The 11,767-nt window shown below is 69.0% G+C and carries 13 protein-coding genes and 1 riboswitch; of the genes, 6 read left to right on the top strand and 7 right to left on the bottom strand.

What is annotated here, in order from left to right; genetic code table 11:
* Positions 1-5 precede the first annotated feature (5 nt).
* Both ACFWUU_RS18020 and ACFWUU_RS18025 read right to left on the bottom strand, forming a co-directional pair.
* Positions 6-359 carry a UBP-type zinc finger domain-containing protein gene (locus ACFWUU_RS18020; RefSeq protein ID WP_380176944.1) on the bottom strand — a complete coding sequence of 118 codons (354 nt, stop codon included), beginning with the start codon at positions 357-359 and terminating at the stop codon, positions 6-8.
* 44 nt (positions 360-403) lie between these two features.
* Positions 404-1,036: an HD domain-containing protein gene (locus tag ACFWUU_RS18025; RefSeq protein ID WP_380176945.1), complete on the bottom strand. Its 633-nt coding sequence runs from the start codon at positions 1,034-1,036 to the stop codon at positions 404-406.
* Positions 1,037-1,071: 35 nt separating this feature from the next.
* Between ACFWUU_RS18025 and ACFWUU_RS18030 the strand changes: the two genes are divergently transcribed.
* A complete protein-coding gene (locus ACFWUU_RS18030; protein WP_380176946.1) occupies positions 1,072-2,052 on the top strand; it encodes a GlxA family transcriptional regulator in 981 nt (326 codons plus the stop codon).
* Here the strand turns inward: ACFWUU_RS18030 and ACFWUU_RS18035 are convergent.
* Genes ACFWUU_RS18035 through ACFWUU_RS18045 form a run of 3 tightly spaced genes read right to left on the bottom strand, consistent with a single transcriptional unit; the run spans position 2,012 to position 4,232 of the window.
* Positions 2,012-2,878, bottom strand: a complete 867-nt coding sequence (locus ACFWUU_RS18035; protein WP_380176947.1) for a biotin-dependent carboxyltransferase family protein — start codon at positions 2,876-2,878, stop codon at positions 2,012-2,014. The genes ACFWUU_RS18030 and ACFWUU_RS18035 overlap by 41 nt on opposite strands.
* On the bottom strand, positions 2,875-3,480 hold the full coding sequence (locus ACFWUU_RS18040; protein WP_380176948.1) for an allophanate hydrolase subunit 1: 606 nt from the start codon (positions 3,478-3,480) through the stop codon (positions 2,875-2,877). The genes ACFWUU_RS18035 and ACFWUU_RS18040 overlap by 4 nt, the downstream gene beginning before the upstream one ends.
* Positions 3,480-4,232: a LamB/YcsF family protein gene (locus ACFWUU_RS18045; RefSeq protein ID WP_380176949.1), complete on the bottom strand. Its 753-nt coding sequence runs from the start codon at positions 4,230-4,232 to the stop codon at positions 3,480-3,482. Before ACFWUU_RS18045 ends, ACFWUU_RS18040 begins: the two co-directional genes overlap by 1 nt.
* 98 nt (positions 4,233-4,330) lie before the next feature.
* Between ACFWUU_RS18045 and ACFWUU_RS18050 the strand changes: the two genes are divergently transcribed.
* From ACFWUU_RS18050 to ACFWUU_RS18060, 3 genes are all read left to right on the top strand, one after another.
* Complete coding sequence (locus ACFWUU_RS18050) at positions 4,331-5,077, top strand: GntR family transcriptional regulator (protein WP_380176950.1); 747 nt, start codon at positions 4,331-4,333, stop codon at positions 5,075-5,077.
* A 41-nt stretch (positions 5,078-5,118) separates the two neighbouring features.
* Positions 5,119-6,543 (top strand): aminopeptidase P family protein, encoded by a 1,425-nt coding sequence (locus ACFWUU_RS18055; RefSeq protein ID WP_380176951.1) that lies wholly within the window; start codon positions 5,119-5,121, stop codon positions 6,541-6,543.
* A 191-nt stretch (positions 6,544-6,734) separates the two neighbouring features.
* A complete protein-coding gene (locus tag ACFWUU_RS18060) occupies positions 6,735-6,962 on the top strand; it encodes a hypothetical protein (RefSeq protein WP_130442273.1) in 228 nt (75 codons plus the stop codon).
* A 4-nt stretch (positions 6,963-6,966) separates the two neighbouring features.
* On the opposite strand, the gene ACFWUU_RS18065 is transcribed toward ACFWUU_RS18060, so the two are convergent.
* The gene (locus ACFWUU_RS18065; protein ID WP_380176952.1) at positions 6,967-8,376 is read right to left on the bottom strand and encodes an alpha/beta fold hydrolase; all 1,410 of its coding nucleotides are present in this window, start codon (positions 8,374-8,376) and stop codon (positions 6,967-6,969) included.
* A 141-nt stretch (positions 8,377-8,517) separates the two neighbouring features.
* A riboswitch (glycine riboswitch) is annotated at positions 8,518-8,625 on the top strand.
* 80 nt (positions 8,626-8,705) lie between these two features.
* Between ACFWUU_RS18065 and ACFWUU_RS18070 the strand changes: the two genes are divergently transcribed.
* Entirely contained in the window at positions 8,706-10,079 is a 1,374-nt protein-coding gene (locus tag ACFWUU_RS18070) for an L-serine ammonia-lyase (RefSeq protein WP_380176953.1), read from the top strand.
* Positions 10,080-10,082: 3 nt separating this feature from the next.
* Here ACFWUU_RS18070 and ACFWUU_RS18075 read toward each other — a convergent pair whose 3' ends face one another.
* The gene (locus ACFWUU_RS18075) at positions 10,083-10,775 is read right to left on the bottom strand and encodes an SDR family NAD(P)-dependent oxidoreductase (RefSeq protein ID WP_137256404.1); all 693 of its coding nucleotides are present in this window, start codon (positions 10,773-10,775) and stop codon (positions 10,083-10,085) included.
* 102 nt (positions 10,776-10,877) lie between these two features.
* On the opposite strand from ACFWUU_RS18075, the gene ACFWUU_RS18080 reads away from it, so the two are divergent.
* Positions 10,878-11,708 carry a helix-turn-helix transcriptional regulator gene (locus ACFWUU_RS18080; RefSeq protein ID WP_380176954.1) on the top strand — a complete coding sequence of 277 codons (831 nt, stop codon included), beginning with the start codon at positions 10,878-10,880 and terminating at the stop codon, positions 11,706-11,708.
* The last annotated feature ends 59 nt before the right edge of the window (positions 11,709-11,767 follow it).

Here is an 11,767-nt window from a genome sequence, read left to right on the forward strand (position 1 = left end):
CGTCCTCAGCGGTGGAGCTTGCCCTGCCAACCGGTGGGGACATTGCCGCCGGGGACCGGTTGGGTCTCGGGGTGGGCTGCAGGCGGGGCCAGCTCGGGGCCGTTGTAGTACTCGGACTCGCCGTAGTGCCAGAACCAGTCCTCGCCCGGCTCGAAGCTGCGGACGATCTGATGACCGCTCTCGGCCGCGTGGCGGGAGGCGTGCTGCTCGGGTGAGGAGTCGCAGCAGCCGACGTGGCCGCACTGCGCGCAGCGGCGGAGGTGGAACCACCAGCCGTCGGCGGCCAGGCACTCGACACAGCCGGTGCCGCTCGGAGGGACAGAACTGTCGATGCCCGGGACCGCGGAACTCTCCGTCATACCGCACATCTTTGCCGCTCCCCGCCGCCCTCACAAGCAACGCCCTACTCGGGCCACGGAGAGTTCTTGATGACGTCGACGAAGTCGGTGTGGTGGAAGCCGGGCAGGAAGTGCTCGAGAACGTCGGACTTGACGTTGCCGAACGTCGTCGCGGGCCGGTCCTGGATTCCCTCCGTGAACGCCTCGAGGATCCGGTTCTTGAAGTCCGGACGCGGGTGGGCGGCGGTGACGGCGGCGCGCTGCTCGTCGGTGATGGTGCCGTACCCGATGCCGAGTACGTCGAGTTCGACACCGCGGGTGACGAGCGCGACCTCCGCCGACAGGTGCAGCGGGATCTCCGGCGTGGTGTGCAGCGCGATCGCGGTCCAGACCAGGTCGGCGTTCTCGCCGGTGATGCCGTGCTGGTGGAGGAAACGCCGGGCCTCGTCGGCGCCGTCGATCTCGAAGCGCTGATCGATACGGCGGTACCGCTCGGTCAGACCGAGGTCGTGGAACATCGCGCCGACGTACAGCAGCTCGGCGTCGTACTCGAGGTCCTGGCCGCGGAGGGCGCCGAACAGGAAGACCCGGCGGGAGTGGTCGAACAGCAGCGGTGACGCCACGTCACGGACGAGCTCGGTGGCCTCGCGGGCCAGGGCGCTGTCGGGGATCCGGATCCCGGCGATGGTTTCGATCATGACTACAGGTTCGGGGTGCCGGTTACGCTGATGCCATGTCCAATTCGCCGCATCAACCACAGATTCGGACACGTCGGGTCGCGTTCGTGGTGTACGACGGCGTCACGCTCCTCGACGTGAGCGGCCCACTGGAGGTACTGCATCAAGCGAACCGGGCGCAGGACAGCCGCCGGTACGAGACGGTGCTGGTGTCCGCATCGAGTGCGCAGGTGACAACGGCATCGGGCGTCGTGCTCGCGGGGCTGGCCGCGGCCTCGGAGGTCGGCGTGGTCAACACGGTGGTGGTGGCTGGTGCCGATCACTTGGTCGACGGGGTGCCGACAGAGGTCGCCGACCTGACGCGGGTGCTTGCGGACGGCGCTGAGCGGGTGGCGTCGGTGTGCAGCGGTGCGTTCGTACTCGCGGGACTAGGCCTGCTCGACGGGCGGCGCGCGACTACGCACTGGCGGCATGCGGGCACGATGGCGCGGCAGTACCCCAACGTCAAGGTCGAGCCCGATGCGCTGCACATCACCGACGGGCGCTACGTGACCTCGGCCGGCATCAGCGCCGGCATCGACCTCGCGCTCGCACTCGTCGAGGCTGACCACGGCGCCGACGTCGCACGGACCGTTGCCCGCGAGTTGGTGGTCTTCATGCAACGCCCGGGCGGGCAGTCCCAGTTCTCGACCGCCTTGGACACGCCGCCGGCACGCAGCGATCCCCTCCGGGCTGTGACCGAAGCCGTCGCGGCCGATCCCGCGGGCGACCACACCCTGCCCAACCTGGCGGCATCGGCGGCCGTCAGTCCCCGGCATCTGACCCGCCTGTTCCAGAGCGAGTTCCAGACCACGCCAAGCCGCTGGGTCGAGCGCGTCCGACTCGACCGGGCCCAGCAACTCCTGCTCGACGGCCACAGCATCACCAAAGCAGCCCGCCTCAGCGGCCTCGGCAGCGACGAGACCCTACGCCGAGCCTTCGCCAGACACCTCAGCATCACGCCGACGGAGTACCTACGCCGCTTCCGTACGACGTGAACCCCAACTGCTGGCCCGGTCGTACCTGTGCACAGGCATCCAGATCTGACTCAGTCACGTATGCGATGACGGGATAGCCGCCGGTGACGGGATGGTCGGCGAGGAAGATGACCGGCGTGCCGGACGGTGGGATTTGGATGGCGCCGCGGGCCATGCCTTCGCTGGCGAGTTCGCCGGTGCGGGAGCGTTCCAACGGAGAGCCGTCGAGGCGTACGCCGACGCGGTTGCTGTTGCTGCTGACCTGGTAGGTCTGCGAGACCAGCGACTGCCAGCCCTCGTCGGTGAACCAGTCCCGCCGGGGTCCGGGTGTCACGCGGAGTGTGACCTTCCCGCCGGTCGGGTGTGCGACGGGAGCCAGGTCGACGCCGGGCATCGGTTCAGAGGAACGTCCGACCGGGAGCGTCTGGTCGGCCGTCAAAGGCGCCGGTCCGAGGCCAGACAAGAGGTCGGTGGAGCGCGAGCCGAGGACCGGCGGTACGTCGATCCCGCCGCGGACGGCGAGGTAGGTACGCAGGCCACTGGGCGGTGGGCCGAAGCGCAAAAGCTCACCGGCTCGCAGGACGGCGGGGGCGTTCAAAGGCACGCCAGGGCAAGGAGCTCCGGTGATGGCGACGACGAGGTCCGCATCCGCGTGCATCACCAGGCCGCCGAACGTCACCTCGATGGCCGCCGCGCCGGGAGGATTGCCGACCAAACGATTGGCCAGCTCGTAGGACGACCGATCGCAGGCGCCCGACGCCGGTACGCCGAGTGCCGCCTGCCCGGCTCGTCCGCGGTCCTGGATTGTTGCCAACGGCCCCGGTTCGAGGACGGTCAGGCTGGTCATCCACGGCCCGCGTCGACGAACCGGACCCTGCGGCCCGGGTGGAACAGCGCGGCCGGGTCGCGTCCCTGGTCGAAGATCCGCACCGACGTCCGGCCGATCAACTGCCAGCCGCCCGGAGACTCGCGTGGGTACACACCGCTGAACTCACCTGCCAACGCAACCGCTCCGGCGGGGACCTTCGTCCGCGGCGATGACCGGCGAGGGATGTCCCAGCCGCCGGTCGAGGTCAGGTAGCCGAAGCCCGGGGCAAAGCCGCAGAAGGCAACCGTCCACTCGTCGGCGGTATGGCGGCCGATCACGTCGTCCGCCGTGCAGCCGAGGAGGTCGGCGACGTCGCCCAGGTCTGCCCCGTCGTAGACGACCGGGATCTCGATGAGGTCGCCGGTTGTCCGGCTGTCCAGGGAGGGAGTTACGTCGCGCAGGGCCCGCGACAACGTGGCGAGATCGCCGGTTGTGGTGACCAGCACGGTACGGGCCGCCGGGACGATGTCGACGACGTCCGCCGGTGCATCGGCGGTCAGCGCGGCGTAGTACCCGAGCACCTGGTCGAGATCGTCGAGTTCGACCAGCAGCGCCCGGTCGCCCGCCGGGAGGATTCGCATCAGCCGGTGAACGGGCGCAGGGTGACGCCCGCTCCCTCCAACGCGCCACGCACGCGCCGAGCGATGTCGACGGCGCCCGGAGTGTCACCGTGCACGCAGATCGAGGTCGGGTCGAGGACCAACGATCCGCCGGAGCTGTCCTGGATCGGTCGGCCGGTAGCCATCGCAGTACACCGGGCCGCGATCTCTGATGCGTCGTGCAGCACGGATCCGGCCTCGCGCCGCGACACCAACGTGCCGGACGGCGTGTACGCACGATCCGCGAAGGCCTCGTGCACCGCAGTCAGACCGGCCTCCGCCGCGAGCCGCAACCACACCGAGCCCGGAAGGCCGAGCACAGGGAGCGTCTTGTCGTACTCCGCGACCGCGGCGACCACTGCCGTCGCCTGCTCCACGTGGTGGCCGATCGTGTTGTAGAGCGCGCCGTGCGGCTTCACGTACCGCACCCGATCGCCGGCGATCCGCGCGAACGCGTCAAGCGCCCCGATCTGATAAACGACCTCGTCGCGCAACGCGTCCGGCTCGATATCCAGGAACCTCCGGCCGAAGCCGGGCTTGTCGGCGTACCCGACGTGGGCTCCGATCGCGACCCCGCGCTCGACCGCCTCGGCCGTCACCCGCCGCATGATCGACGGATCGCCGGCGTGGAACCCGCAGGCCACGTTCGCGCTGGTGACGACGTCGAGCAGGGCCGAGTCGTCACCCATCGACCAGGAACCGAATCCTTCACCCATGTCCGCGTTGAGGTCCATGCGGCCACCTCCCTCGCCCGAGCCTAGAGATTGTTCAACAATCCTGCAAGAGGCTTGTTCTACTTTTCCTCACCGCTCCGGTGCGGGATGATGCGGAGATGAGTACGGGTGGGGCCGAGACCGAACGGCAGGCGTGGTTGCGAACCGTCGCCGCCGACGTCGCGCGACTGGATCGGAGCAGCTCCGCGGAGCGGGCCGCCGACATCCTTCGCCGCAGTATCACCGAAGGCGCGCTGCCGCCCGGCGCCCAACTCTCCGAGATCGAGCTGACCGAGGTCCTGGAGGTCAGCCGGAACACGCTGCGCGAAGCGTTCCGTCTGCTGACCCACGAGGGCCTGCTGGTCTACAAGTTGCACCGCGGAGTGTTCGTTCCCGAGCTGGACGAGCGCGATGTCATCGACCTGTACCGGTTGCGCCGCGTCCTGGAGGTGGACGTCGTACGCGGACTCGCCGACCGCGACCCGGAGCTGCCCGCGAGCCGCCTCGAGCCGTTGCAGGACGACGTCGAGGCTGCCGAGGCCGCCGCCCGCACTGACCGCTGGCCGGCCGTCGGTACGGCGAACATGCGCTTCCACGAGCACCTGATCGGTCTGGCCGACAGCTCCCGGATGGATGCGATGACCGGCCGGCTGCTCGCGGAGTTGCGGCTCCTTTTCCACGTGATCGCGACCCCGCGCGAACTGCACGAGCCGTACATCGAGCGCAACCGCAGGCTGTTCGAGCTGCTCGACGCCCGCAAGTACGACGAGGCCGCGGCCGACCTGCATCAGTACCTGCTCGACTCCGAGGCGGGGATCCTCGCGGCGTTCCGAGATAAGGGCTTGCGCACGCCTGCAAGAACCTGAGTTGATGAGTCAAACCGTCAGCTGCAAAGGGGAGCACAGTCATGACCGATGACGCCCGGACCGAAGAGACGCCGAAGTCGTACCGCCCCATCGACGCCAAGGGGTTCCGGGACTTCATCTCACGGGGCTGGGGGCCGGTGGACCGCTCGGTATCGGTGCCGGAAGGGCTCGCCGAGGCGGCCGCCGAGCACCGGCGGAAGCTCGCCGCGGCGCTGCCGGGTCGGCGGATCGCGATCGCGGCCGGTCGCGCACCGGTCCGGTCGAACGACACCGACTACCTGTTCCGGGCCGACAGCGACTTCGTCTGGCTGACCGGTTGCCAGGCCGAGGGCGCCGTACTGGTCATCTCCGGGGACGGCGACGCGACGCTGTACCTGCGCGAGACGGCCGGCCCGGGCGAGGCGGACTTCTTCGCGAACGCGCGCGACGGTGAGCTGTGGATCGGCCCGGTGCCGGGGCTCAAGGACTGGTCGGACGCGCTGCAGATCGCCTGCCGCCCGCTCGAGGAGCTGCCCGCCGCGGTGCGCGGCGCGGTCCCGTTCATGCTGTCGGTGCCTGGCGTCGAGCCGATGCTGGACGCGTTGGTACGGACGTCGCCGACCGACGGCAACGCGCTGCGGCAGACGCTCGCCGAGCTGCGCCGGATCAAGGACGACTGGGAGCTCGACCAGCTGCGCGAGGCGGTCGCGGCCAGCGTGCTCGCGTTCGGCGACGTGGCTAGTGAGCTGCCGGAGGCGATCCGCGGCGGCGGCGAGCGCTGGCTGCAGGGCACCTTCGACCGGCGCGCGCGGACCGCGGGCAACGGCGTCGGGTACGCCTCGATCGTTGCCGCTGGCAAGCATGCGCCGGTGCTGCACTGGGTTCGCAACGACGGCGCGGTGAACGAGGGCGACGTGATCCTGCTGGACGCGGGCGTCGAGACCCGCACGCTGTACACCGCTGACGTGACCCGGACGTTCCCGGCCACGGGCGAGTACACCGCTGCGCAGCGGCAGGTGCATGACCTGGTGCACAAGGCTCAGCTCGCCTCACTCGACGCGGTCAAGGTCGGAGCGCCGTACCGCGCCTTCCAGTACGAGGCGCTGCGGGTGCTGGCGGAAGGGCTGCGGGACTGGGGTCTGCTCGAGGCGTCGATCGACGAGCTGCTCGGGCCGGACGGGCAGCAGCACCGCCGCTACATCGTCTGCGGGACCGGTCACTACATCGGCCTCGACGTCCACGACTGCGACGCGTCCCGTCCGGAGGCGTACTTCGCCGGCACGATCGAGGCCGGGATGGCGCTCGCGGTCGAGCCGGGGCTGTACTTCCACCCGAACGACGAGACCGTGCCGCCGGAGCTGCGCGGCATCGGCATCCGGATCGAGGACAACGTCGTCGTCCACCCGGACCGGCTCGAGATCCTGACCGAGGACCTGCCGATCACCACCGACGGCCTGGAGCAGTGGACCAAGTCACACCTGAAGTAATCAAGCGATCGCTCAAAATTAACCGTCACAAGCGGTAACACTCTCCCGCCCAGCACGATGTACAGAGCGGGGGAGGGTCGAACTCGGCCGGGCGCGTGGCTAGTGGGGGGCCGCGTTCCACGCGCCAGGCCGAGGCGGCCCCGACTGGGCCCGGGGGGACCCAGGATCCCTGGGTACGGGGAGTAGTCATCATGAATCTACGGGTGCGAGTAGTGCACTACGGCAGCCGGCACTGGTACGCCGACATCGACGACGCCGACGATCCGCAGCCCGACGATCCGTTCTGGTTCGTCGACAACTGCCGGACCCAGGCGCAGGCACTGGAGACGGCCTGCAGCGAGCTCCGGCTGATGACGGGCCGGCTGGTCCGCGGGGACCAGCTCGACCGCGTCCTCGAAGTGACCGGCGTACCGGTCTGAGCTTTCAGCCGACCGGTGGTACGGCGGCGCAGCTGCTGCCGCGCTTGGGTACCGCACGCGCGATCAGGTAGTCGTCGATCGTCGTTTGCATGCACGGGCTCGAGTTGTAGCTCCCGTGTCCCCAGCCTTCGTACGTGAGCAGCACGCCGGACCGGCCGAGCTGACGCTGCACGTCCTGCGCCATGCGGTACGGCGTAGCGGGGTCATGGATCGCGTTGGCGAGCAGCACCGGCGTCTTCAGCCCATGGACGTTCAGCACGTGCTGCGGGTTGTTGGCCTTCGGCGCACCGAGACAGATCGACACCGCCATCAGCTGACCCGGGTAGCGCATGTCCTGGTTGTTCCGGGCCAGCCGCTGCAGGTGTGCGGCGTACTCGCGGTAGTCCTTCACCGGAAGGTTCCAGTCCTGACAGAACACCGCCAACGGATACTGCGCGAGCCCGCTCGGGACGGCGGCAGTTGACGGCGTTTCAAGGTCCTTCAGCGTCTGCGCCAGCGCGGACCACTCCGGGTCGTAGAGCATCCGAAACACCTGGAAGCTCAACTTGAACGGATCACTCGACCGAGCCAGCAGTCCGGCCCACACCGCATGGACGTCCTGCCCGTGCAGTGCACAGGACGACGCCGCCGAGCACCACTTCACGAACTCGTCGAACGAGTCCTGCGCCGCGGCCGCCTGGACGTCGAGGAAGCTCTTCGTCGTCGGGGAGCCATGGTCGATCACGCTCTCCACCACCATCGCGCGCACCCGGTTCGGGTACGTCTCGGCGTACTGCGCTCCGAGCAGCGTCCCGTAGGAGCTGCCGTGGAACGAGATCGTGGACTCGCCGAGCGCCCGGCGTACTGCGTCGACGTCGCGCACCGTCTGCCAGGTGTCGATGTGGTCGTACAGCGGACCGGTGTGCTCGCGGCAGTCTGTCGCGAGTTGCTTGTTGTAGTTGATCGTCGCCGTGAACTCCGCCTTGCTGCTGATGATTGGCGACGGCTGCTTGGCGAGCAGCGCGGCCGAGCACTGCACCGGGTTGCTGCGGTCCACACCGCGCGGGTCGAAGCTGACGATGTCGAAGCGGTCCTGCAGGTTCGCGCTGAACCGCGTCATCCCGGTCTTGATCCGGTCGACCCCGGAGTCGCCCGGTCCACCCGGCCCGAACACGAGCACCCCGACCCGCGCGCCCTTCGCAGTACGTCGGGCGATGGCGAGGTCGAACGTCGGTCCGCCCGGGTTCCGCCAATCGACGGGCAGTCGGAGCGTCGCGCATTGCGAGCCCTTCACCAGGGCGGGATCGTCGTGCCCTTCTGGTTTGCAATCGGCCCAGCGCACGCGGCTGGGACTGGCGGAGGCGGTCGTCGTCAGCCCGGCCGCGGCGACCGCGAATACTACGGCGCCGGCCAGGGCGCGTCGTGTGAACTTCATACCGACGATCCTTCGGCAATCGCTTGCTGACGGCATCAGGGACGAGCCCCGCGCGACCCTGGTCACGGATTCAGGGGCCGGATTGACGACGCCCGGGCGACCGCCGTACCGTCCACAGCGTCAGTGAACTCAACAGCCGCATGAACCCGTGCGGGAGAGTCCCGGGCCAGGTCGACAAACTCTGGACCCGGGCGCCGTAGGAGCAACTCTCCCCAAGAATCTCTCAGGCACCTTCACCGCACGGGCGAGGCATCTCTGGAGGACGTCGGGTCCAACAGAGCGGGGAGGACACCAAACGGTCAACGGCGACCGGAAGGAACCTCCACACGATGGCGATCAGCGTCTTCGACCTGTTCAGTATCGGGATCGGCCCGTCGAGCTCCCACACCGTGGGACCGATGCGCGCCGCCCGCACCTTCGCACTCGGCCTGGCCGCGGACGGCCTGCTGGCTGCGACCACGACCGTCCATGCCGAGCTGTTCGGTTCGCTCGGCGCGACCGGGCACGGTCACGGCAGCAACAAGGCCGTCCTGCTCGGCCTGGAGGGCGCCGACCCCGAGACCGTCGTCACGCACTCGGTCGACGCCAGGGTCGAGACGATCCGCGAGCGCGGCCGGATCGTGCTGGCCGGCGAGCACGAGATCGCGTTCGACGAGAACACCGACCTGATCATGCACCGCCGCAAGGCCCTCCCGTACCACCCGAACGGGATGACCTTCGTCGCCCGCGATACGCAAGGCGCAGTACTGCGGGAGCGCACGTACTACTCGGTCGGCGGCGGATTCGTCGTCGACGAGAACGCCGCCGCGGGAGACCGGATCGTCCTGGACACCACCCCGCTGAAGTACCCGTTCACCACCGGCGCGGAGCTGCTCGACCGGTGCCGTGAGTCGCAGTTGTCGATCAGCGAAGTGATGCTCGCGAACGAGCTGGCCTGGCGGACCGAGGACGAGATCCGGTCCGGGCTGCTGCACATCTGGCAGGTCATGCAGGACTGCGTGCGCGAAGGCTGTGAGACCGAGGGCATCCTGCCGGGCGGCCTGAAGGTGCCGCGCCGGGCGCACTCGCTGCACCGCAAGCTCAGCGGCGACCCGTGGTCGGTGGATCCGCTCAAGGTGATGGACTGGGTCAACCTGTTCGCGCTCGCGGTGAACGAGCAGAACGCGTCCGGCGGCCGGATCGTCACCGCGCCGACGAACGGTGCCGCAGGCATCATTCCCGCCGTACTGCACTACTACCGCGGGTTCGTGCCGGGCGCGACCGAGGACGGCGTTGTCCGGTTCCTGCTGACCGCCGGGGCGATCGGCGTGCTCTACAAGGAGAACGCGTCGATCTCCGGTGCCGAGGTCGGTTGCCAGGGCGAGGTCGGATCCGCCTGCTCGATGGCCGCCGCCGGTCTGTGCGAGGTTCTGGGCGGTACGCCGCAACAGGTCGAGAACGCCGCCGAGATCGCGATGGAGCACAACCTCGGCCTGACCTGCGACCCGGTCGGCGGCCTGGTGCAGATCCCGTGCATCGAGCGGAACGCGATGGCGTCGGTGAAGGCGATCAACGCGGCCCGGATGGCGATGCACGGCGACGGCGTCCACGTGGTCACGCTCGACAAGGTCATCAAGACCATGCGGGAGACCGGTGCCGACATGAAGGTCAAGTACAAGGAGACGTCTCGCGGCGGCCTCGCCGTCAACGTCATCGAGTGCTGAGGATCACCACGGGACGGTCCCGTGCAGGCTCAGGTACTCCGCGGTCGGCCCGGACTGGTCGATCTGCGCGAGCCGGGCGATGATCTCCGCGCCCTCCTCGACGGTCTGGTAACCGCTGTGGCCGTTGAAGTCCGTCGCGGTGTAGCCCGGGTCGACGGTGTTGATCCGCAGGTTCGGCAGCTGTCGTGCGTACTGCACCGTCAGCATGTTGAGCGCTGCCTTCGAGGCGCCGTACGCCGGGGCCGGCACCCAGACGGGCACCGTGCTGATCACGTCCGGATCGACGGCAGTGGCGATCGAGCCGAGGCCGCTGGAGACGTTCACGATCACCGGGTTGTCGCTGCGCTCCAGCAACGGCAGGAACCGGCGGATCATCCGCACCGGCCCGTACACGTTCAACTCGAAGACCAGACGGAAGTCGTCGGCGGTCAGGTCCCGGATCTCCTTGCGCGGCCCTGGGATGCCGGCGTTGTTGATCAGTACGTCGAGTGAATCCAGCTGCTGCGCGGCCGCGTCGACGGACTCGTCGCTGGTGACGTCCAACTCCAGGTACTGCGCGCCGAGGTCCGCCGCGGCCTGCTTGCCGCGTTCGGGGTCGCGGGCGCCGAGGTAGACAGTGTGTCCGGCCGCGATCAACTGCCGGGCCGTTTCGTATCCGAGGCCTCTGTTTGCCCCGGTGATGAGTGTCGTGGTCATGGCTCCACCCTCCCGCCGCGGGTACCGGGTAGGTAGTACCCGCGATGTCCTAGGGAACGGCAGTACCAGGCTGTTCCGGCCAGGGCGCGGAATACTGGGGGCATGGCTGAGCTCGGCAGGACGCTGCATGCCTGGCGCGACCGGGTGACACCGGAGCAGGTCGGACTGCCGGCCGGTGGGAACCGCCGCGCGCCGGGGCTGCGGCGTGAGGAGCTGGCCCAGCTCGCCGGGCTGTCGGTCGACTACATCGTCCGGCTCGAACAGGGCCGGTCGGACTCGCCGTCCGCGCAGGTACTGACCGCGCTGGCCCGGGCGCTCCGGTTGTCCGATGCCGAGCGCAACCATCTGTTCGTGCTGGCCGGCGAGGTGGAGCCGTCGCCCGGCCGGCTGTCGGCGTACATCCCGCCGGGTGTGCAGCGGATCGTGGATCAGCTCGACGGTGCGCCGCTGTGCGTGTGCGATGCCGCCTGGACGATCATCACCTGGAACCCGTTGTTCGCCGCGATGATCGGCGATCCGTCCGAATGGCGCGGGCGGGACCGCAACATCATCTACCGGCATTTCGTGGCACCGGGCGATCGCGTCGTACAGACGCCGGAGCAACAGCGGGACTTCCGGATCGCGATGGTGACGGATCTGCGCGCATCGCTCGCGCGGTACCCGCACGACACCGACCTCCGGGCGCTGATCGACGAGCTCCGAGCCCGGCACGACGACTTCGCGCGGCTGTGGGACGAGCCGGTCGTCGGCTTCCACCGGTCCGAGCGGAAGATCATCCGGCATCCCGAGGTGGGAGCGTTCACGATCGACTGCGATGTGCTCGCCGTCCCGGGCAACGATCTGCGCATGGTCGTGTACACCGCCGCGCCGAACACCGATGCCGCCGAGAAGCTCCGGCTGTTGTCGGTGATCGGCCTGCAGGCGTTGACCTGAGCGATCAGCTAACGCGCTGCATTCCTACGGTCGCGTAGACGGTTCGGAATTACTGGAAT

Origin of the sequence: Kribbella sp. NPDC058693 (assembly GCF_042715335.1) — a bacterium.
GTDB classification, from domain to species: domain Bacteria; phylum Actinomycetota; class Actinomycetes; order Propionibacteriales; family Kribbellaceae; genus Kribbella; species Kribbella jiaozuonensis.

Excerpts from the sequence above, each read along its gene's own strand:
- ACFWUU_RS18055 (WP_380176951.1), top strand. The coding sequence starts at position 5,119 with ATGACCGATGACGCCCGGACCGAAGAGACGCCGAAGTCGTACCGCCCC.
- ACFWUU_RS18040 (WP_380176948.1), bottom strand. The coding sequence starts at position 3,480 with ATGCGAATCCTCCCGGCGGGCGACCGGGCGCTGCTGGTCGAACTCGAC.
- ACFWUU_RS18030 (WP_380176946.1), top strand. The coding sequence starts at position 1,072 with ATGTCCAATTCGCCGCATCAACCACAGATTCGGACACGTCGGGTCGCG.
- ACFWUU_RS18020 (WP_380176944.1), bottom strand. The coding sequence starts at position 359 with ATGACGGAGAGTTCCGCGGTCCCGGGCATCGACAGTTCTGTCCCTCCG.
- ACFWUU_RS18050 (WP_380176950.1), top strand. The coding sequence starts at position 4,331 with ATGAGTACGGGTGGGGCCGAGACCGAACGGCAGGCGTGGTTGCGAACC.
- ACFWUU_RS18025 (WP_380176945.1), bottom strand. The coding sequence starts at position 1,036 with ATGATCGAAACCATCGCCGGGATCCGGATCCCCGACAGCGCCCTGGCC.
- ACFWUU_RS18060 (WP_130442273.1), top strand. The coding sequence starts at position 6,735 with ATGAATCTACGGGTGCGAGTAGTGCACTACGGCAGCCGGCACTGGTAC.
- ACFWUU_RS18045 (WP_380176949.1), bottom strand. The coding sequence starts at position 4,232 with ATGGACCTCAACGCGGACATGGGTGAAGGATTCGGTTCCTGGTCGATG.
- ACFWUU_RS18075 (WP_137256404.1), bottom strand. The coding sequence starts at position 10,775 with ATGACCACGACACTCATCACCGGGGCAAACAGAGGCCTCGGATACGAA.
- ACFWUU_RS18035 (WP_380176947.1), bottom strand. The coding sequence starts at position 2,878 with ATGACCAGCCTGACCGTCCTCGAACCGGGGCCGTTGGCAACAATCCAG.
- ACFWUU_RS18065 (WP_380176952.1), bottom strand. The coding sequence starts at position 8,376 with ATGAAGTTCACACGACGCGCCCTGGCCGGCGCCGTAGTATTCGCGGTC.
- ACFWUU_RS18080 (WP_380176954.1), top strand. The coding sequence starts at position 10,878 with ATGGCTGAGCTCGGCAGGACGCTGCATGCCTGGCGCGACCGGGTGACA.
- ACFWUU_RS18070 (WP_380176953.1), top strand. The coding sequence starts at position 8,706 with ATGGCGATCAGCGTCTTCGACCTGTTCAGTATCGGGATCGGCCCGTCG.